Below are 20822 nucleotides of genomic sequence, written 5' to 3'. Positions count from 1 at the left end.
GGCCCCGGCCGGTCACTGAGTCACGCCTGAGCATCCCCGGGGGTGTCCGTCCTGACGGGCACCCCCGGGCCCAGCTCCGCGTACGGCGCGCCCGCGCCCTCCAGCTCCAGCACCCACACCTCGTTGACGCCCTCCCGCAGCACCGGCCCCGGCACGTACAGCGTCCGCTGCGCGCCCAGCGACCAGTAGCGCCCCAGGCAGAAGCCGTTCACCCAGACGAACCCGCGCGTCCAGCCGGGCAGTTCGAGACCGGCGTGATCGGTGCCGGCCGCCCCGGAGACCTCGAACGTCCCCCGGAACAGCCCGGTCGAACCCGCCTCCCCGGCGTCGGCGAACGCCACCCCGGCCAGCGCGTCCGGCTCCTCGAACGCCTCCAGCCGCAGCGCCCGCGCCCGCACCCCGTGCAGGAACTGCCGCTCGTGGCGTATCCCGCCGGTGATCCCCTTGGGCTCACCGAGCCGCGGCCCGTAATTGACCCGGCCCAGCGACTCCACCCACAGCTCGACCTCCGCGGGCCCGGCCACCGGCTCGTCCAGGGCGCGGTTCTCCTCGGTGAGCACCCCCTCCCGGACCCCGTCCACGTACACCACGGCCCGGTCCCGCAGCCCCGTCACGTCCAGGGTGTACGGCCGGCGCGGACCGGGAACGGACACCCGGTAGCGCACCAGACCCCGGTCGACACCCAGCTCCTCGAAGGTCGGCGGCACACCGGACGGCGCCGCCTCCTCGTCGCCCAGCGCGTCCAGCACGGCATCCAGCGGCGCCCAGTCGGTCAGCCCGGCCCGCACCAAAACCGCCAGCCCGACCGGCTCCGGCGGAAGCTCCGGGACCGGCCCGTCCGCGTACCGGGCGAGCACCTCGCGGAACAGCCGGAACTTCTCCGTGGGGCGGCCGTACTCGTCGATCGGCGCGTCGTAGTCGTACGACGTCACCGTCGGCAGGAAGTCCTGGTCCTGGATCGGGCCGGACCGGTTCGCCCCCGCCCACCCGGCGAAGTTCGTCCCCCCGTGCGCCATGTAGATGTTCACCGACGCCCCGCACTCCAGGATCTCCCGCAACGCCTCGGTGGCCTGCGCCGGCTTCCGCACGATCGGCTCGGCACCCCAGTGCTCGAACCACCCGCACCAGAACTCCATGCACATCAGCGGCCCCTTCGGCTGATGGCGGCGCAGCACCTCGAACGCCTCCCGGGCACCCGACCCGAAGTTCGCCGTGGCCAGCAGCCCCGGCACCGAGCCGCCGGTGAGCATGTGGTCCTCCGGCCCGTCCGAGGTGAACAGCGGCACGGTCACCCCGCGCTCGCGCAGCATCCCGGCCACCCGCCGCAGATAGACCTGGTCGGAGCCGTAGCTGCCGTACTCGTTCTCCGCCTGGACCATGATCACCGGCCCGCCGCGCCCGATCTGCCGCTGCACCACCTGCGGCAGCAGCACACCGAACCACCGCTCCACGGCGCCCAGGTACTCCTCGTCACGCGAGCGCACCCGCCGGCCGAACCGCCCCGTCACCCAGACCGGCAGACCGCCGTTCTCCCACTCGGCGCAGATGTACGGACCCGGCCGGACGATCGCCCACAGCCCGGCCCGCTGCGCCGCGTCCAGGAACCGGCCGAGCGCCGCCACATCCCGGAACCGGCCCGGCTGCGGCTCGTGCAGGTTCCACGGCACATACGTCTCGACGCAGTTGAGCCCCATGGCGCGCAGCATCGACAGCCGGTGGTCCCACTGCGCCTCGTGCACCCGGAAGTAGTGCAGGGCCCCCGACAGCAGCCGTACGGGCTTCCCGTCGATCCGGAAGTGGTCGTCCCCCACGGTGAAGTCAGCCATCGTGCTCGTACTCTCTGTGCGTGCGGCCCCCGGAACCGCACGGCCCGGGCCCGTACGACAGCACGCACCACGGAGCGGGCGAACCCGGGAGGAATGTTGCCACCACCCTCGCCCCCTGGCGCCCTGCCGGTCCATGGACAAAGATCACTGCTGTTTGGACACAATTGTTCGGACCAATTGTCCGGGCCGGATTGTTCGGACCAATTGTCCGGGCCGGCTGTCCGGACCTGCGTGAGAACTGTTCGTACCCACGTGAGAAATTCGTACCCACGTGAGAAAGGGGAGGAAGGAAGGCCGATGTACCACACCTGGATGCGTTTCTTCACTCCCAGCCCGCTCCACCACCGGCTCGGTCTGGTCTGCCTGGGCGTGGGACTCCAGCACGGCGCGCTGCCGACCGTCGGCCCCCGCACCCTGGACCACCACGTGGCCGTCGTCGTCAACTCCGGCAGCGGCTGGTTCACCGCACCCGACGGCCGCCGGGTGCCCGTCACCGCCCCCAGCCTGATCTGGCTGACCCCCGGCACCCCGCACCACTACGGCGCCGATCCGGGCACCGGCTGGGACGAGAGCTTCGTCGACTTCACCGGCCCCGCCACCGCCACCTACACCGAACTGGGCTACATCGAGCCCGACCGCCCGCTCGTCCCGCTCGCCGACACGGCGGGCCCCCGCGCCGCGATCGGACGGATCGTACGCGCGGCACGGCGCGGCAACCCGCTGCTGGAGGTCGAGACCGGCGCCGCCGTCCACGAACTCCTCGTCGCCCTGCGCCGGGCCCGCGCCGATGTCAGCCCTGACGGCGACCCCGTGCTCCAGGCCCTGGCCCGTGACGCCTTCCAGCCATTGTCCGTCGCCGAGCACGCGGCCCGGCACGGCATGACCCCCGCCGAACTGCGCACGGCGGTACGCCGGGGCGCCGGATGCAGCCCCAAGGACTACCTCCTCGGCATCCGGCTGGGCCGCGCCAAGGAACTCCTCGCCGCCACCGACCTGCCGGTCGCCGCCGTCGCCCGGCGCGTCGGCTACGACGACCCGGCGTACTTCTCCCGCCTCTTCGCCCGCCGGGTCGGCACCGCCCCGGTCCGCTTCCGCGAGCAGCAGGGCCGCAACGTGCCCGGCGGCTGGAGCGACCAGGTTCCGGACCCGGAGCACCCACCGACGATCACCCCACTGGGCCCGGCCGTCTAAGCTCGCTGACCATGACCACCAGGGACATCGACGAGTCCGTGAGCGCGGAACTGAACCGGCTGCGCGAGAGCATCGACAACATTGACGCCGCTGTTGTCCACATGCTCGCCGAGCGCTTCAAGTGCACCCAGCAGGTCGGCCACCTCAAGGCCGCCCATCACCTCCCGCCGGCCGACCCGGCCCGCGAGAGCAGGCAGATCGAACGGCTGCGGCAACTGGCGGAGAGCGCACACCTGGATCCGGCCTTCGCCGAGAAACTGCTGAACTTCATCGTGGCGGAGGTCATCCGCCACCACGAGCGGATCGCGGAGGAGGCTTCTGACCTGGAGGGGAGCTGAAACAGTGCCCCAGCAGGACGGCGAAGGAAGATCGTTTAGTGCCGGCAGTCAGGCGGAGACGTCCAACCGGGTGCCGTCGGGGATGTGCCAGATATGCGTACTGCCATCCGCCTCGCGGGCGTAGCTGAACCGGTCGTGTGAGGGGCGGCCCGCATCGTTCCACCAGCGCCACATGTCCTCGGCCCGGGTCCACAGGCCAGGATCGCCGCCGTACGTGACCGCCCCCACGCCGTCGCCGCCGAGAGGCAACCGGGCCCATGACCCGGCGGGGTCCTGGATTTGCAGAGCCATCGCGCCCGAGTCATCGACGTGGTACACGAGCTCTGCCCCGGGCAGGCGCAGGGCAAGGAGCAGGCGGAAGGGGTAGTGCGAACGGACGTCCGCGGCGGTGACGGCCGACGGCCAGGTGCCCGTCTCCGAGGCGCGCTCGGGTCGCTGCGGCATCGGGTATGTGCGGGCCTCGCTGCGGGCCGCCATGAACCGGCCGGCGGTCTCGGTGAAGTGGCCGAGGGCTCGGCCTTGCTCGTCGACCTCCAGGCGTACGATCCCGCCCTCGATGCCGAGGGCGATGTCGGCGACCAGGATGGTTCCGGGCCTGCTCTGCTCGATCCAGGCAGCCGGGACGGCCGGTACGGAGCAGGTCGCGATGATCCGGTCGAACGTCTCCCCGGTGGGGTAACCCCGGGTTCCGTCCCCGGGGACGAGCCGCGGCATGAACCCGGCGGACGACAGATGGTCCTGCGCGGCGAGGACGAGGTCAGGGTCGATGTCGACGGAGTACACGAGCTGCTCGCCGAGGCGTGCGCTCAACAAGGCCGAGTTGTAGCCGGTGCCGGTGCCGATTTCGAGCACCCGGTTTCCGTCTTCGACGCTCAGGTCTTCGAGCATTCCGGCCATGAGGCTGGGCAGCGTGCTGGACGACGTGGGGATGCCGGTCCACGCGGTGTCGTCGACCTGCTCGGCCGTGTCCGGGTCGAGAGCGGTCACGAGCGTCTGATCGCGGTAGACGGCTGCGAGGTCGTCAGCCGTCTCCGTGCCGCGGTGCTCGCGCCACACAGCGATGCCGCGGTCGTTCGTCTCCTGAGCGAACCAGCGGGGCACGAACAGATGCCGGGGTACGGACCGGAACGCCTCGGCCCATGGGGGCGTCCGGATGGCGCGGGAGCGGGTCAGTTCGTCGGCGAGGGCGGACATGTGGGGGCGGGCGTGATCGATGGTCGGAGCGCTCATGCGGGGACTCCCAGCAGTTCGTTGGCGATGGCCGACGCGATGGGCAAGCCGGTGGCGTGCTCGATCCAGTCCCATTGGCCGCAGGGATTCGCCTCCAGATAGATCCACTCCCCGTCCGGGGTGACGATGAAGTCCATCGCGGCGAAACGCAGTTCGAGGGCGGACATGTAGCGGCGTACGCCCTCGGCGGTGTCGTCGGGCGTCGTGGTCGGGCGGTAGGTGAGCGAGGCGTAATCACTGCGCCAGTCGGTGTGAGCGGCGGCGCTGCCGGCGTGCACCTCGGCGGCGAACAAGCGGTCGCCCACGACCGTGAGACGTACCTCGTACGCCTTCTCCACCCACGCTTGGAAGAGGTGGGCGGTGGTGTCGATGCCACGCAGGTCGTCGAGGTCGGCCTCGGTGATGCGGTGGGTGTACACGGTCTTGAGCCGGTCGCCCTCGACGAACACGGGGGTGGCGACCGGCTTGCAGATCATCTGTCCGCCGACATCGCCGACGAACGCCCGGACGGCATCGGGAGAGTTGGTGATGAGCGTCGGCGGAACAGCAAGACCGGCCTGCTGCGCGGTGGCGAGTTGAAGCGGCTTGTACTCGGCGCGGGACATGGCGGCCGGATGGGAGACCCATCGGCAGTCGAGCGCCGTGATGATGCCGCCGAGGCCGGCGCGGGCCTGAGCGGCAGCAAAGCGACGCTCGGACTCCGACATGGTGACGGGGAAGACGAACGGGTTCGGGGCCCGGTAGTAGACGGCGGAGATAGCGGCGAGGTCAACGGCGCGGTGGGCGGTGGTGAGTCCGCCGGCCCACCCTTGCCGGGCATCGATGCGCCCGGCAAGGGTGAGATCCTGCGGGAACTCGGCGGTGTCCATGCGGAACACCTCCGCACCACCGTCCGCGAGGGCCTTGACGACTCGGTCGGTCGGCCAGTCGTCGCGCGCTGCGATCACGAGAACGGAGGACACGGGGTAGTCAGTCCTTCGGGCCCTCGTCGAGCGGCGGCGGGCTGGTCATGCTTCCGTCGGGGACCGTGGGCTGGTGGGTCTGCATGTAGGGCAGCGGGCCCTCGTAGAGACCGACGGACATCTGCAACTCGTTGTCGTAGACGGCCGGCGGCAGCACGACGGCCTTTGTCGCGTCCGGGGTCCGTGCGAACCGCAGGACCCACGGGCGGGTGTTCACGTTGCTCGGCAGTTCGCTGCCGCGCAAGGCGCGCGACAGCTTGGACGCGAGCGGGAAGACTTCCCGCGGATCCGCAATGGTGGTGATCATGCGTCGTTCCTCCTATGGGTTGCTGTGGCGGGGCGTGCTGTTGCCGCACCGGTCGCACTCGCACGGCGGGTACCTGGATGTCCGGGGCGGATCCTTGAGAGGGACAACCCGCGTCGTCGGACGAATGACCCGCGTATGGCCGTGCCGGTCGACCTCGTACACCGTGATCGTCATCCCCATTCGGACAGCCCCCGATCGCTCCAGCAGCGGCGGCAGCGCCGGGGGAACCAGTGCGCAGCCGTTCCGTGGGCGTCCACCGGGTGCGGCCCGAGGTCGTGCGCCGTTCCGCCGGCCGGCGCGACCGCGCACCAGACACAACGCGCGCCGCGCTGCTGAGCCACGGACAGCGACACCACAGGAGGAAGGTCGATCAGCTTGGTAGTCATGAGGTCCGGCCCCCGGCCTACGTCGATTGAGGGGCATCCAGCCAGTTCGCTGTACCGCCCGCCTTCACCCCCCGATGATGTGTGTGCACGGTGAGCAGCGAATAGGCCGCCGAATGGCCATGCGTGGCCACGTAGCGGCCACGGCCAAAAGAGCGGGCGGGATGACACCTCGGACTGGGCACATGAGCCGCAACGACGCGCTGAGGGCCGCACGGCTGCGCGCGGGCTGGCGAACCATCGAGGCAGCCGCCAAAGTTCTCACAGAGCACGGGCAACAGCTCCTCGAAGACAACCAGTTCACCGTCTCAGCCCGCACCTGGAGGCGCTGGGAGGGCGACCGTCCCGGGTGGCCGGCCGAGGAGACCGCGATCGTCATCCACGACGCGCTCGGCCGCTGGCCGGAAGACCTCGGGTTTACGACTCCGCCGGGATGGATCCGGCCTGAGCACCACGAAGAGGAACGGGTGCGCCGCCAAGCTTTCTCCTCCGTCACCGCAGCCGCACTTGCCGTGGGACCGGTCGCACCACAGCATGTTGACCCTGCCCTTATCGACTACTTCCAGCAGCAGTTGGAGGGCCACTATCGGGCCGACATGTTCCTCGGCCCTCACGACCTGATCGGCACCGTCTCTGCTCAATACCAGCTCATCGACAAACTGGTGCGTTCGGCGAAGGGTGAGACTCGCCGCGGTCTTCTGCGGGTCGGCGCGGCCTATGCGGCTCTCGTTGGTTGGCTGTACCAGGACGCCGGAGACATGGACGGAGCAGCGTTCTGGCGCGGTGTCACCCAAGAGATCGCCATGAGGTCTCGTGACCCGCACCTCATCGGGTACTCGCTCGTCAACCAGGCCCAGGTCAGGACTGATCTTGGTGACGGGCACGCAGTCGTCGACCTGTGCGAAGCAGCACTCGACGACGCTGACCGGCTCGTTCCGAAGGTGCGCATCATGGCCATGCAACAGCAAGCCCACGGCGCCAGTCTTACCGGGGAACGCAGCCTGGTCGACCAGCTCATCGACGAAGCTGACCGGTTGCTGCCGCGCGTGGATGACGATCTGCCGTGGGGCAACGCGTGCCGGAGGACCCCCGGATACCTCGAAGTGCAGCGCGCCACGTGCTACGGGCGGCTTGGTCTCGGCGTCGAGGCCGGCGCGCTCTGGTCGCAGGTACTTGCGGTCGTTCCGGAAACCGCCCGCCGCGACCGCGGGGTGTACATGGCCAGGCAGGCAGCAGCCGCGGCGGCTTCGCGTGAGCCGGATCAGGCGGTGGAAATCGCCCGAACCGTAGTGACGATCGCAGTAGAGACCCGGTCAGCCAGGATGCGACGGGAACTGCTCGCCCTGGAGCGGGCCATGCGGCCGTGGCAGGATGCCCCGGTCGGACGGGATCTTGCGGAGATCCTGGGGCCCGTGACCGAGAGGGGATGACGTGGCAGGCGTACCGGAGCCGCTGACGGACGAGGAGATCGAAGCGCGGCTGGCCAAGGTGCCGAAGTGGACCCGTGACGGCGACAAGATTCACCGCAGGGTGGATATCCGCTATCACGCGGGGGTGGCGATGATCGTGCACATCGCCGACCGGGAACGGCGCATTGGCCACCACGCAGACATCGATCTCAGAATCGACCACCTGCATATCGCTGTCACGACACATGACGCCGACTACAGGCTGACCGAGGCAGACTTTGACCTCGCAGCCCGGATCGACGCCATTGCCGAAGCGCACCAGGCCACGCCGCTCGACTGACTCCGGACGCACGAAGCCGCACCCCGCTCTGACCGAGGCCAGGCAGGGGCGTTGTTCATGAGCGGCGGCGTTCCACTGGAGACAGCCGCTGCCGCGGCCAGGGGCGAGGCCAGCAGTGCGCCCAGCGCCGTGACCAAGCCGACCCCGACGCACCGGGCGTACGCCCACCTCCTCGGCTGGGCAGACGACAGCGTGGAGGCCGTGGTGGTCGAGGCGGAGCGCTGGGAGTGCTCTGAGAGTGGTGCCAGAGTCAAGGCAGAGCGCAGTCATTGCAGGCCAGGTTGCGGCGGGCGGGCATTTGCCCAGTTCACGGGCCAGAACTCAGTCGAGTGACCTGCACCTCGGGACGCCGCTCAAAGCTGCTGAACTTCATCGTGGCCGAGGTCATCCGCCACCACGAGCGGATCGCGGAGGAGGCGGCGACGAACGGGCAGGCGTGAGCGCCGGGGCCCGAGGACCCACCGGCCGGTGCGACCGGCGCCACGACCGCACCGCCCAGGCACTCAGTAGCAGCCCGAGCCCCGTGGCCAGTACGACGAGCCCGGCCCCCGCCGACTCGTTGACATGATCACCGTTGCCCTGGGGTTCGGGCAGTCCGGCGGCCGCCCGGCCGGGGAGGAACAACAGCCCCACACCCACCAGGGCCGGCACCGCCCAGCCGAACCGGTCACGGCGCGAGCACCGCGCCGACAGCACGGCGCCCACGGTCAGCAGCACCGCACACCCGAACGCCGGCAGCACCGTGTACGTCAGCCACTCGGCCAGCAACGGCCGCCAGAACCACTGCGAGCGAGGCCTCGGCCCGTCAAAGTAGTACAGGGTCCGCGGCTGCGGCTCACCCAGGAAGTCCCGGAGGGTGCCGGGCACCAGAGCGCCCAGCAGCCCTCCGGCGAACACGAGCCCCGCGAACCGCGCCACCGCCCCGCCGCCCGCCCGCCACCGGTCCGCCGGAACGAACCGGAGCACCACCACGGCGCACCAGCCGGCCAGCAGCCCCAGGAACACCCCCTTGACCGCCCCGTAGCCGACCGGGGTCCAGACGTTCCACGGGTAGTTCCGCGTGTGCGCGGCCCGCCAGCTCCCCGCGAGACACCAGGCGACCGCACCCGCCGCCACACCCCACGGCGCGACCCCCACGACCCATCGCCGCTCACCACCGGAAGCTCCCGCACCCCGCCCGGCCACCTCCCGCACCGCCCCGGACACCGTCCGCCCCATCCGCCCACCCCTCCCGCCCGGCACCGGGCAGCAGCGCCCGTCGCAACGCGGGACGCGGCGGCCGCCCGCACGGTTGCACGATCCGGCCCGGCTACGCCCCGGCCACCGGAACACCCGGCGGACCGGGTACGACGGGGACCAGCACCACCGTCACGTTGTCGTGCCCGCCCGCCTCCAGGGCGTACCCCACCAGCGACCGCGCCTCCTCCGGAACACCACCACCGGCCGGACGACGGCCGAGCACCTCCCGCAACGCGGCCGCGCCGGACAGATAACGCCACAGCCCGTCGGTGCACAGCAGCAGCCGGCCCGGCACCGAGGGCCGGTAGCTGCGCACTCGCGGCGCCGGATCACCGGCATCGGCCCCCAACCACGCGGAGAGCGCCCCGTGCTCGCCCGTGTCGTCCTCGGTCAGCGCCCTTCCCGGCCCCTGATCGGGCAGCCAGTAGGCACGGCTGTCACCGATCCAGGCGCTCCAGACACCCTCGGGGCCCGCGACACCGGCGACGAACGTACAGGCGGGCGCGGCCGCCACCGACTCCGCGAGACCGACGACGGCGCGTCCCGCCCGCACGGCCGCGTCGGCGAGCGCATACTCCGGCAGCGCTCCCTCCCGCAACCCGGCCACCAGCACGTTCAGCCCGACCCCGGCCGCCACCCGGGCCGCCCGCTCCGACCGCGGCGACATGGAAACCCCGTCGCAGACGACCGCGGCCGTCCATCCGCCGACCGTGGCCAGCGCCATCGCGTCCGCGTTGACACCCCGGTGCCGGCCCCGGTCACTGACCCCCGCCGCACCACCGCCCGCCGTGATCTCCACCCGAGAACGGAACGACGGCTGGGCGCCACCGCAGTCCCAGCAACAGCCGTCGGGAGCGACCGTCCCGCCGCACAGAACACACTTCGTGATCTCGCTCATCAGCCGCGCATTCTGCCAGAGCGGCTGTCAGCGGCCCCGCGTACCGTTCGACCATGCCGGACACCGAACGGGACGAGCCCGCACCCGAGTTCCACCCCACTCCTCACCCATGGCGTGAACTGCTCCAACGCTGGAGCGACGAATGGCTCGACCCCGTCCTGCACGAGCAGGAGCGATCCGAGCCCTTTCCGGACGCGGTGCGGGCGGCCCGATGGCTGGGATCGGCGGGAGCGACACCGCAGGAGATCTCGGCGCTCGAAGCACGGCTCGGCGCCGTACTGCCGCCCAGCTACCGGAAGTTCCTGCGGACCAGCGACGGATGGCTCGACACCACGAGCGAGATCCGGCGGCTCCTTCCCGTACGCGAGATCGGCTGGGTCAGGGACCTCGACCCGGAACTGATCGAGGACCGGCCCGACGGAGGGGAACCGGACAGCCTCCCCGACGAGCAGTACTTCGTCTACGGCGACCAGCAGGAACCCTGGGCCATCCGGACCGAATACCTGAACGACCTGCTCAAGATCAGCCACACCCCCGGGGCATCGGACGTCTACCTGCTCAACCCCCGCGTCGTCACCCCCGACGGCGAGTGGGAGGCCTGGTACTTCGCCCACTGGCTGCCCGGCGCGGTCCGCCACCGCTCCTTCTGGGACCTCATGCACGACGAGTACCGCCGCTTCCGCGGCGAGACGAAGTGACCACCCGCCCGGGAGGAGACCGCTCAGCCGTGCGAGAACCCGCCTGCGGTCCGCCCACCGCGTACGGCAGCATGGACACATGTCCGTACTGACGCGCGACGAAGCGCAGACCCGAGCCCAGTTCCTCGACGTACACCGGTACACGATCGACCTCGATCTCACCGCAGGGGAGGAGACCTTCGACTCCCGCACCGTCATCCAGTTCACCGCCGCCGCGGCCGGAGACACCTTCGTCGAGCTCAAGCCGGCCACTCTGCGCTCGATCAGCCTCGACGGACAGCCCCTGGACCCCGCCGACCTCGTCGAGAACCGCTTCCCCCTCACCGCACTCACCCCCGGCACCCACGAACTGCGCGTCGACGCCGCCATGCGCTACTCCCGCACCGGCGAAGGCATGCACCGCTTCACCGACCCGACCGACGGCGAGACCTACCTCTACACCCAGCTCTTCATGGAAGACGTCCAGCGCGTCTTCGCCGCGTTCGACCAGCCCGACCTCAAGTCCGTCTTCGCGCTCACCGTCACCGCCCCCGAGGGCTGGACCGTCCTCGGCAACAGCGTCGCCGAACACCGCGGCGACGGCCACTGGACCCTGGCCCCCACCCCGCTCATCTCCACCTACCTCGTCGCCGTCGCCGCCGGCCCCTGGCACTCCGTGACCACCCAACACGCCGGACTGCCCTTCGGCATCCACTGCCGCCGCTCCCTGGCCCCGTACCTCGACACGGACGCCGACGAGATCCTCGACATCACCCGGGCCTGCTTCGACCGCTTCCACGAGAAGTTCGACGAGCCCTACCCCTTCGACTCCTACGACCAGGCGTTCGTCCCCGAGTTCAACGCCGGCGCCATGGAGAACCCCGGACTCGTCACCTTCCGCGACGAATTCGTCTACCGCTCCGCCGTCACCGACACCGAACGCCAGACCCGGGGCATGGTCATCGCCCACGAGATGGCCCACATGTGGTTCGGCGACCTCGTCACCCTCGCCTGGTGGGACGACATCTGGCTCAACGAGTCCTTCGCCGAGTACATGGGCTACCAGACCCTCGCCGAAGCCACCCGCTTCACCGACACCTGGGTCGACTTCGGCGTGGCCCGCAAGGGCTGGGGCTACGACGCCGACCAGCGCCCCTCCACCCACCCCGTCGCACCCGACCCGGACGCCGTCCCCGACACCGCGTCCGCGATGCTCAACTTCGACGGAATCTCCTACGCCAAGGGCGCCTCCGCCCTGCGCCAACTCGTCGCCTGGCTCGGCGAGAAGGACTTCCTGGCCGGCATCAACACCCACTTCGCCCGCCACAAATTCGCCAACGCCACCCTCGCCGACTTCATCGACAACCTCGCATCCGCCACCGACCGCGACGTCCACGCCTGGGCCGAAGCCTGGCTGCGCACCACCGGGGTCGACACCCTCACCCCCCGCGTCCAGGAGTCCGACGGCACCTGGACCCTCGACGTCGACCACCACGGCAGCCGCCCCCACCGCATCGCCGTCGGCGCCTACGACCAGGCCCCGGACGCCGGCACCGGCAACGGGCGGCTCGTCCTGCGCGAGCGGTTCGAGATCGACGTCCCCCACGACGGCACCCCCGACGCGCACCCCGGCAACCGCCCCGCGCTCCTCGTCCTCAACGACGGCGACCTCAGCTACGCCAAGGTCCGCCTCGACACCCGGTCCTGGGAAACCGTCGTCACCGGCCTCTCCGGCATCCCCGACGCCCTGACCCGCGCCGTCATCTGGAACACCGCCCGCGACATGGTCCGCGACGGCGAACTCGCCCCCGCCACCTACCTCGAAGCCGCCCGCGCCCACCTGCCGCACGAGACCGACCTCGCCCTCGCCCAGGGCGTACTCGCCTTCGCCGGCACCTACGTCGCGGACCGCTACGTGAGCCCCGAGAACCGCCCCGCGGCCCTCGCCACCCTCACCACCCTGTGCCGCGACCTCATCCGCCGCACCGAGGACGGCCACAACCCCGGCCTGCGCCTCGTCGCCGTACGCCACCTCATCGACGCCGCCACCCAGCCCGACACCATCCAGGACTGGCTCACCAACGGCACCGTCCCCGGCGGACCCGAACTCGACCCCGAACTGCGCTGGCGCATCCTCACCCGCCTCGCCGTCCTCGGCGCCGTCGACGAGACCACCATCGCCGCCGAACTCGAACAGGACCCCAGCGCCACCGGACAGGAAGGCGCCGCACGCTGCCGCGCCGCCCTCCCCACCCCCGACGCCAAGGCCGCAGCCTGGCACGCCATGTTCAACGACGACAGCCTCTCCAACTACCTCTTCACCGCCGTCGCCCAGGGCTTCTGGCAGCCCGAACAGGCCGACCTCGTACAGGACTACGTGCCGCGCTACTACCCCGAGGCCACCGACCTCGCCGCCCGCCGCGGCCCCGCCATCGCGGACGCCGCCGGACGCTACGCCTTCCCGGCGTACGCGGTCGACGCCGAGAACCTCCGCCTCGGCGAACAGGCCCTCGACGACCCCGCCCTCATCCCCGCCCTGCACCGCAGGCTCACCGACCAGATCGACGACCTGCGCCGCGCCCTCGACGTACGCAAGGCTCACTGACCCACCGACCCACCGGGTCACCGACCCACCGGGTCACCGACCCGCACCCGCACCACCCGTGCCCGGCGCCCCCACCACAGGGGACGCCGGGCACACCCGTATCCCGAGCCGCACCCATACCACCGGAACTCCCCGCAACACCCCACACCCCACCAACCGTCCCCCTTTCGAGTTCACATCCCCCGGCTCCACGGCGGCGCCACCGAAAACCCGGACAAGCTGGCATGTCCACCCATGCCCGGCCACGCGCATCCGAAGGGCCCACACCATGCCCACCCCACCCCCACCCCTCGCCGGAACCACCACCGGCCCCACCGCCCTGCGCCCCCTCCTCGACACCGTCCTCACCGCGCTCCACGACGGAGCCCACCGACGCGACGGCCCCCTGCCCGCAGGCGGCCCCGACGCCGTCACCCCCCGGATGCGCACCGCCACCCACCCCGTCGTCCCCGACCACGGCACCGGCCCCCACGAGGCCCTGCGCACCCTGATCACCGCCCTCACCGAAGGCGCCGCAGACCCCGCCGACCCCCTCTGCGCCGCCCACCTCCACACCCCACCCCTGGCCCTCGCCGCCGCAGCCGACCTCGCCGCATCCGCCCTCAACCCCTCCATGGACTCCTGGGACCAGGCCCCCGCCGCCTCCGCCCTGGAAGCCGACATCACCGCCGCCCTGGCCACCGAGGTCTACCCCGGCCGGCCCACCCCCGACGCACTCGTCACCACCGGCGGCACCGAGTCCAACCAACTCGCACTCCTCCTCGCCCGCGAGCGCAACGGCCCCGTACAGACCATCTGCGCCGCCAACGCCCACCACAGCATCACCCGCGCCGCCTGGCTCCTCGGCCTCCCCGAACCCCTCGTCGTCCCCGCCCCCACCGGCGTCATGGACCTCCCCGCACTGCGGGAAGCCCTCACCCGGAGCCGACGCCCACTCCTGGTCACCGCCACCGCCGGCACCACCGACACCGGCCGCATCGACCCGCTCACCGACATCGCCGACCTCTGCACCGCCCACGGCGCCGAACTCCACATCGACGCCGCCTACGGCGGCCCCCTCCTCTTCAGCCCCACCCACCGGCACAAGGTCCACGGCCTCGACCGCGCCGACAGCGTCACCCTCGACCTCCACAAACTCGGCTGGCAACCGGCATCCGCAGGAATCCTCGCCGTCCCGCACCGCCACCACCTCGACCCGCTCCACCACCGGGCCTCCTACCTCAACGCCGAGGACGACACCGAAGCCGGCCTCCCCGACCTCCTCGGCCGCTCACTGCGCACCACCCGGCGCCCCGACGCCCTCAAGATCGCCGTCACCCTCCGGGCACTCGGCCGCTCCGGACTCGCCGACCTCATCGACCGCACCCTCGCCGCCGCCCACCACCTCGCCGACCTCATCGACGAAACCCCCACCCTCGACCTCTACGACCGCCCCACCATCAGCACCGTCCTCTTCCGCCCCACCGGCGCCGACGACACCACCGTCGCCACCATCCGCCGCACCCTCCTCACCCGAGGCCGCGCCGTGCTCGGCCGCGCCCACACCGGCAACCGCCTCTGGCTCAAAGCCACCCTCCTCAACCCCCACACCACCCCCCAGGACCTGCACACACTCCTCGACCTCGTCGACCGGCTCACCAACGATCTCGCGGAAGGCAAGACCCCCCGATGACCGACCTCCCCACCCCCGACACCGACCAGCCACACGACCTCGTCGGCATCGGCATCGGCCCCTTCAACCTCTCCCTCGCCGCCCTCGCCCACGGCGTACCCACCGACCGCCCCCTCTCCGCGGCCTTCTACGAACAACGCCCCGCCTTCCACTGGCACCCCGGCCTCCTCATCGACGGAGCCAGCCTCCAGGTCCCCTTCCTCGCCGACCTCGTCACCCTCGCCGACCCCGCCAGCCCCTGGACCTTCCTCAACTACCTACGCAGCCGGGACCGCCTCTTCCCCTTCTACTTCGCCGAACGCTTCCACATCCAACGCGCCGAGTACGACGCCTACTGCCGATGGGTCACCGACCAACTGCCCGGCCTCCACTTCAGCCACCAGGTGGACGCCGTCCGCTGGAACAACCAACGCGAACTCTTCGAGATCGACTTCACCCAACTCGACAACGAAGGCGAGGCCGAAGCACTCGGCCGCGCCCACACCCGCAACATCGCCCTCGGCATCGGCACCGAACCGTACGTCCCCGAATTCTTCAAACCCCTCACCGAAGCGGAGAACGCCCCCGTCATCCACTCCGCCGACTACCTCCACCACCGACAGGAAATCCTCCAGGCCCCCCACATCACCGTCATCGGCTCCGGCCAGTCCGGCGCCGAGATCTACCTCGACCTCCTGCGCGCCCGCCCTCAGGGCCACGAAAACCTCCACTGGCTAGCCCGCACCCAGGCCTTCGCACCCATGGAGTACTCAAAACTCGGCCTCGAACACTTCACCCCCGACTACAGCCGCTACTTCCACGCCCTCCCCGAAGCCGTACGCGACGAACTCGTCCCCCACCAATGGCAACTCCACAAGGGCATCGACGCCGACACCATCGCCGCCATCCACGACGAGCTCTACCGCCGCACCCTCCACGGCGGCTGGCCCGACACCACCCTCACCCCCGGCGTCTCCGTACGCACCGCCGGACGCGTCGCCAACACCCGCATCGAACTCCACCTCGAACACACCCAGCAGAACACCCGCACCCGCCTCACCACCGACGCCGTCGTCCTCGCCACCGGCTACCGCGAACGCTCCCTCGACCGCCTCCTCACCGGCCTCGACCCCTACATGCGCCGCGACGCCTCCGAACGACCCCGCATCGACGACCGGTTCCGCCTCGTCCTCGACCCCACCGTCACCGGCAACGTCTACGTACAGAACGCCGAACGCCACACCCACGGCGTCGGCGCCCCCGACCTCGGACTCGCCGCCTGGCGCAGCGCCACCATCCTCAACGACCTCACCGGCACCAACCCCTACCCCCTCCCCGAACGCACCGCCTTCACCACCTTCGGCCTCACCCCCCACACCCCACACGTCCCCACCCAGGGCCCCGACCTCATCCCCCTCGCCCGGAACAACTGACACCCCCCACACACAGAAGGCGGCCGCCTCCCTCCCGAAGGAGAAGACGGCCGCCCACCGGAACAACCCCTAGAACACCGGCGTGCCCTCACGCGTCAGCCGCCAGTCCACCGACGCGAACTGCGCACCGTCCACCGACCCCTTCGCCTGCACCCAGGCGATGATCGTGTTGCGGATCTCCTCCGAATTCGCCCACAACTGCTTGGCACCCGCGACATGCGGGAAGTTCCCGCCACCACTGGCCCGGTAGTTGTTCACCGCCAGCACGAACTCCGCCGCCGGATCGATCGGCTTCCCCTCGAACGAGAGACCCACGATCCGCGAGCCGTTCGGCTTCGCGACGTCGATCTCGTACGTCAGCCCCGACACCGCGTCGTAGTTGTAGTCCGGAGTGTTGTCCGCGTTCGTCAGCTTCGCGGTGTCCACCGGCGCACCCGCCGGAGTCTGCACGTAGTACCGCGCCGAGAACTCCAGGTAGTCCTTCAGCTGCGCACCGGTCAGCAACCGCGCCTCAAGCGTGTTCTCGAACGGATACAGACCCGCCGCATCCTTGATCGTCACGTTCCCGGCCGGAATCTGCGCCGTCCGCGAGAAGCACGACGCCTGCGACAGCACCGGAAGCGCCGCGTACGCGCCACCCGCCAGCGCCGCCTTCACCGTCTCCGCCTGAACCACATTGATCAGATCGATGATCGGCTCGTCCTTCCAGGCCGCCTCCGCCGTCGTCATCGCCGCCGTCGACGTACCGATGACCTGGTTGACGTACGCCACGACCTTCTTGTGCTCGTCCGCCAGCAGCCGGGTGATCTTCGGGTCCTCGGCCACGGTGTTGGAGTTCAGCACCTGCGAACCCGCCTTCTCCACCACCCAGCGGCCCTTCTCCCACACCAGGTCGAAGTCGAACAGCGTCAGCCGCTGCCCCCACTTCAACGGCTCCGAGAGCACCACCTTCTTGCCGGTCTGCTTGTTCTCCACGAAGTACTCGGGAATCTCCAGGTGCGCGTGCCCGACGAGAATGGCGTCGATGCCCGGAACCTGCTCGGCCACCAGACCGGCCGCGTTCTCGACGTACGGGATCTGGTCACCGTACGAAGACGTACCGCTGTTGCCCGAGTGCGCCGAGACGATCACCACGTCCGCGCCCATCGAACGAAGCCGCGGCACGAACTTCGCCGCCTGCTCCTCCAGCCCCGGGAACACCATCTTCCCGCTGACATTCGCCTTGTCCCAGATGGCGATCCCCGGGTTGGTCAGCCCCAGGATCGCGACCTTCACGTCCCGGCCGTGCGGGGTACGCATCCGCTTGATGACATACGGCGCGAACGCCGGCCGCAAGGTCTTCGCGTCCAGCGCGTTCGCACCCAGCAGCGGGAAGTCGCACTGCTCCTCGAACTTCCGCAGCACCGGGATGCCGTAGTTGAACTCGTGGTTGCCGAGCGCCGCGGCGTCGTACCCGATCGCGTTCATCGCCTGAGCCATCGGATGCACCGGACCACGCTTCGCCGTGATCGGATCGATCTTGGCGTAGTAGTACGACAGCTGGGTGCCCTGGATGGTGTCACCGGCATCGATCATCAACGTATTGCGACGGCCCTTCTCCCGGCGCACCTGGTCCACCAGGGTCGAGATCTTCGCCAGGCCGACATCGTTGTGCGCCGTGTCGTCGAACTCCTTGTCCGTGAAGTAGTCCCAGTTGAAGACGTTCCCGTGCAGATCGGTGGTGCCCATCACCGTGAACGAGTACCGCTTCGGCGGACGCCCGTGACCGTGCCCATGCCCATGCCCGTGACCGTGCGCCGAGGCGGGCGCACCCGAGGCCCCCGCGATCGCCACACCCGCACCGGCGGCCGCCGATGTGCCCAGGAACGTCCTACGGTTCAGCGGCATTTCGTCTCCCACATCTCAGTTCTCACGCAACTCGGTTCTCGCGCGAAGCGGCTCCTCGGCAACGAGGCCACCGCACACAACGCGCGTAGATTCTGACCCAGGAGCCACGCCACGCAACACCCCTGACGGGTTTCGATCTGGTGACCAGCCGCTGTCGGACCCGAGTGCCACAGTGGACCCATGACCGAGACCCCGCCGTCCTACGGCACCCCCGAACACCCCCGCGTCGCCGTCCGCGGCGAAGCCCGCCTGGAGGTCGACCCCGAAACCGCCCGCATCGGCATCACCGTCACCGCCCGCGGCAAGAACCGCCGCAACGCCCTCGAAGACCTCACCCGCCGCAACGACCACGTACTCGAACTCGCACGCTCCTACGGACAAGCCGTGGAAAAACTCGAAACCGGCGCATTCTCCATCACGCCCGAACTCACCCAGAAGGGCCGCAACGAACAAATCCACGCCTACCACGGCCGCGTCCACATCACCGCGGTCCTCAACGACTTCACCGCCCTGGGCGAATTCACCACCCGCATCGCCGACCTCGAAATGACCCGGGTCAACGGCCCCTGGTGGGGACTGCGCCCCGACTCGCCCGCACACGCGACCGCCCGCCGCCAGGCCGTCCACGAAGCCGTCCAACGCGCCCGCGAGTACGCCGACGCCCTCGGCGCCCACCTCACCGCCCTCGTCGAACTCGCCGACCTCGGCGCGGAGAACACCGCCCCACCCGTCCCCGCCCCACCCGGCACCATGCGTGGCAGAGCCGCCTTCGGGGGAGCGGCACCCGAGCCCGCCCCCGCCCTCGACCTCGAACCACAACGCCAGACCGTCCACGCCCAGGTGAACGCCCGCTTCATCATGTCACCGCCAAAACTCTAAAAAAGAATGCTCATCCGAGCACCCCGCCGCACAATTCAACACTTGTCAATAACCCTTCATCCAAAGGTCGTTGAGCGGTCACGGCACGCTGAATAACTACCCGTAGGTAAGGTCTAGGGTCGAACCATGCGCCGAGCAAAAATCGTTTGTACCCTGGGCCCCGCCGTCGACACATACGACCAGATCAAGGCATTGGTCGAAGCGGGAATGGACATCGCCCGCCTCAACCTCAGCCACGGCACCTACGCCGAACACGAAGAGCGCTACCACCGCGTGCGCAAGGCATCCGACGAGATCGGCCACAGCGTCGGCATCCTCGCCGACCTTCAAGGCCCGAAGATCCGTCTCGGACGCTTCCGCGAAGGCCCCGTACTCCTTGAACGCGGCGACAGCTTCACCATCACCGTCGAACCCGTCGAAGGCGACCGCCACACCTGCGGCACCACCTACGACGGCCTCGCCGACGACGTCACCCCCGGCGAACGCATCCTCGTCGACGACGGCCGCGTCACCCTCGAAGTCACCGAAGTCGACGGCCCCCGCGTCCGCACCACCGTCATCGAGGGCGGCATGGTCTCCGACCACAAGGGCCTCAACCTCCCCGGCGTCGCCGTCTCCGTCCCCGCACTCTCCGAGAAGGACATCGAAGACCTCCGCTGGGCCCTGCGCACCGGCGCCGACATCATCGCCCTCTCCTTCGTGCGCAGCGGACGCGACATCGAGGACGTCCACCGCATCATGGACGAGGAGGGCCGCCGCCTCCCCGTCATCGCCAAGGTGGAGAAGCCCCAGGCCGTCGAGAACATCGACGGCATCGTCGCCGCCTTCGACGGCATCATGGTCGCCCGCGGCGACCTCGGCGTCGAAATGCCCCTGGAACAGGTGCCGATCGTCCAGAAGCGCGCGATCAAACTCGCCAGGCGCAACGCCAAGCCGGTCATCGTCGCCACCCAGATGCTCGACTCGATGATCGACAACTCCCGCCCCACCCGCGCCGAGGCCTCCGACGTCGCCAACGCCGTCATCGACGGCACGGACGCGGTGATGCTCTCCGGCGAGACCAGTGTGGGCAAGTACCCCGTGGAGACGGTCCGCACGATGTCCCGCATCGTCGAGGCCGCCGAGGAGGACATCCTCACCAAGGGCCTCCCGCCGCTGACCGACCGCAACAAGCCCCGCACCCAGGGCGGCGCGGTGGCCCGCGCGGCGGCCGAGATGGGCGACTTCCTCGGCGCGAAGTTCCTGGTCGCCTTCACCCAGAGCGGTGACACGGTCCGGCGCCTGTCCCGCTACCGCTCACCCATCCCGCTTCTCGCCTTCACCCCGGACCCGGCCACCCGCTCCCAGCTGAACCTGACCTGGGGCGTCGAGACCTTCCTCGGCCCGCACGTGGACTCGACGGACGCGATGGTCGCCCAGGTCGACGAGGAGCTGCTGAAGATCGGCCGCTGCGAGAAGGGCGACGTCGTGGTCATCACGGCCGGCTCCCCGCCCGGTGTCCCCGGCTCGACGAACCTGGTGCGGGTGCACCACATCGGCGAGGACGACAGCCCCGAGTAGGCCGGTC

Annotated in this window: 18 protein-coding genes; 10 read left to right on the top strand and 8 right to left on the bottom strand. The window is 70.2% G+C overall.

Annotation, left to right across the window (positions count from 1 at the left end):
* Nucleotides 1–20 precede the first annotated feature (20 nt).
* Nucleotides 21–1826 (bottom strand): beta-galactosidase, encoded by a 1806-nt coding sequence (locus tag ACGF8B_RS13925; RefSeq protein ID WP_392737787.1) that lies wholly within the window; start codon nucleotides 1824–1826, stop codon nucleotides 21–23.
* A 297-nt stretch (nucleotides 1827–2123) separates the two neighbouring features.
* Between ACGF8B_RS13925 and ACGF8B_RS13920 the strand changes: the two genes are divergently transcribed.
* On the top strand, nucleotides 2124–3017 hold the full coding sequence (locus ACGF8B_RS13920) for a helix-turn-helix domain-containing protein (protein WP_392737785.1): 894 nt from the start codon (nucleotides 2124–2126) through the stop codon (nucleotides 3015–3017).
* An 11-nt stretch (nucleotides 3018–3028) separates the two neighbouring features.
* Entirely contained in the window at nucleotides 3029–3355 is a 327-nt protein-coding gene (locus ACGF8B_RS13915; RefSeq protein WP_392737783.1) for a chorismate mutase, read from the top strand.
* Nucleotides 3356–3403: 48 nt separating this feature from the next.
* Here ACGF8B_RS13915 and ACGF8B_RS13910 read toward each other — a convergent pair whose 3' ends face one another.
* The 4 genes from ACGF8B_RS13910 to ACGF8B_RS13895 all read right to left on the bottom strand — a co-directional run bounded on the left by ACGF8B_RS13910 (nucleotide 3404) and on the right by ACGF8B_RS13895 (nucleotide 6240).
* Nucleotides 3404–4585, bottom strand: a complete 1182-nt coding sequence (locus ACGF8B_RS13910) for a methyltransferase domain-containing protein (protein ID WP_392737781.1) — start codon at nucleotides 4583–4585, stop codon at nucleotides 3404–3406.
* Nucleotides 4582–5547 carry an ATP-grasp ribosomal peptide maturase gene (gene tgmB, locus ACGF8B_RS13905; RefSeq protein ID WP_392737780.1) on the bottom strand — a complete coding sequence of 322 codons (966 nt, stop codon included), beginning with the start codon at nucleotides 5545–5547 and terminating at the stop codon, nucleotides 4582–4584. Before tgmB ends, ACGF8B_RS13910 begins: the two co-directional genes overlap by 4 nt.
* A 7-nt stretch (nucleotides 5548–5554) precedes the next feature.
* Nucleotides 5555–5854, bottom strand: coding sequence for a putative ATP-grasp-modified RiPP (tgmA, locus tag ACGF8B_RS13900; RefSeq protein WP_392737778.1), 300 nt, complete (start codon nucleotides 5852–5854; stop codon nucleotides 5555–5557).
* A 170-nt stretch (nucleotides 5855–6024) separates the two neighbouring features.
* Nucleotides 6025–6240 (bottom strand): hypothetical protein, encoded by a 216-nt coding sequence (locus ACGF8B_RS13895; protein ID WP_392737776.1) that lies wholly within the window; start codon nucleotides 6238–6240, stop codon nucleotides 6025–6027.
* A 182-nt stretch (nucleotides 6241–6422) separates the two neighbouring features.
* Here ACGF8B_RS13895 and ACGF8B_RS13890 point away from each other — a divergent pair, with 182 nt between their 5' ends.
* Entirely contained in the window at nucleotides 6423–7667 is a 1245-nt protein-coding gene (locus ACGF8B_RS13890) for a Twin-arginine translocation pathway signal (protein ID WP_392737775.1), read from the top strand.
* A gap of 1 nt (nucleotide 7668) precedes the next feature.
* Complete coding sequence (locus ACGF8B_RS13885; RefSeq protein WP_392737773.1) at nucleotides 7669–7986, top strand: 4a-hydroxytetrahydrobiopterin dehydratase; 318 nt, start codon at nucleotides 7669–7671, stop codon at nucleotides 7984–7986.
* Nucleotides 7987–8370: 384 nt separating this feature from the next.
* Here ACGF8B_RS13885 and ACGF8B_RS13880 read toward each other — a convergent pair whose 3' ends face one another.
* Together ACGF8B_RS13880 and ACGF8B_RS13875 are read right to left on the bottom strand one after the other, a co-directional pair.
* The gene (locus tag ACGF8B_RS13880) at nucleotides 8371–9204 is read right to left on the bottom strand and encodes a hypothetical protein (protein ID WP_392737771.1); all 834 of its coding nucleotides are present in this window, start codon (nucleotides 9202–9204) and stop codon (nucleotides 8371–8373) included.
* A gap of 91 nt (nucleotides 9205–9295) precedes the next feature.
* Nucleotides 9296–10024: a PP2C family protein-serine/threonine phosphatase gene (locus ACGF8B_RS13875; RefSeq protein WP_392737769.1), complete on the bottom strand. Its 729-nt coding sequence runs from the start codon at nucleotides 10022–10024 to the stop codon at nucleotides 9296–9298.
* Nucleotides 10025–10176: 152 nt separating this feature from the next.
* Between ACGF8B_RS13875 and ACGF8B_RS13870 the strand changes: the two genes are divergently transcribed.
* The 4 genes from ACGF8B_RS13870 (at nucleotide 10177) to ACGF8B_RS13855 (ending at nucleotide 16489) form a co-directional block, all read left to right on the top strand.
* Complete coding sequence (locus tag ACGF8B_RS13870; RefSeq protein ID WP_392737767.1) at nucleotides 10177–10821, top strand: SMI1/KNR4 family protein; 645 nt, start codon at nucleotides 10177–10179, stop codon at nucleotides 10819–10821.
* 79 nt (nucleotides 10822–10900) lie between these two features.
* The gene (gene pepN, locus ACGF8B_RS13865; RefSeq protein WP_392737765.1) at nucleotides 10901–13405 is read left to right on the top strand and encodes an aminopeptidase N; all 2505 of its coding nucleotides are present in this window, start codon (nucleotides 10901–10903) and stop codon (nucleotides 13403–13405) included.
* A 268-nt stretch (nucleotides 13406–13673) separates the two neighbouring features.
* Nucleotides 13674–15077 (top strand): pyridoxal phosphate-dependent decarboxylase family protein, encoded by a 1404-nt coding sequence (locus ACGF8B_RS13860; RefSeq protein WP_392737763.1) that lies wholly within the window; start codon nucleotides 13674–13676, stop codon nucleotides 15075–15077.
* Entirely contained in the window at nucleotides 15074–16489 is a 1416-nt protein-coding gene (locus ACGF8B_RS13855; RefSeq protein WP_392737761.1) for a lysine N(6)-hydroxylase/L-ornithine N(5)-oxygenase family protein, read from the top strand. Before ACGF8B_RS13860 ends, ACGF8B_RS13855 begins: the two co-directional genes overlap by 4 nt.
* Nucleotides 16490–16558: 69 nt before the next feature.
* Here the strand turns inward: ACGF8B_RS13855 and ACGF8B_RS13850 are convergent, their stop codons facing one another.
* Complete coding sequence (locus ACGF8B_RS13850; protein ID WP_392737760.1) at nucleotides 16559–18376, bottom strand: bifunctional metallophosphatase/5'-nucleotidase; 1818 nt, start codon at nucleotides 18374–18376, stop codon at nucleotides 16559–16561.
* Nucleotides 18377–18556: 180 nt separating this feature from the next.
* Between ACGF8B_RS13850 and ACGF8B_RS13845 the strand changes: the two genes are divergently transcribed.
* Nucleotides 18557–19255, top strand: coding sequence for an SIMPL domain-containing protein (locus tag ACGF8B_RS13845; RefSeq protein ID WP_392737758.1), 699 nt, complete (start codon nucleotides 18557–18559; stop codon nucleotides 19253–19255).
* Between the two features lie 126 nt (nucleotides 19256–19381).
* On the top strand, nucleotides 19382–20815 hold the full coding sequence (gene pyk / locus ACGF8B_RS13840; RefSeq protein ID WP_392737757.1) for a pyruvate kinase: 1434 nt from the start codon (nucleotides 19382–19384) through the stop codon (nucleotides 20813–20815).
* Nucleotides 20816–20822 lie beyond the last annotated feature (7 nt).

It is taken from the genome of Streptomyces sp. NPDC047917 (assembly GCF_043204345.1).
Lineage (GTDB): Bacteria > Actinomycetota > Actinomycetes > Streptomycetales > Streptomycetaceae > Streptomyces > Streptomyces sanglieri.
This window is presented reverse-complemented; position numbering and strand designations above follow the sequence as displayed.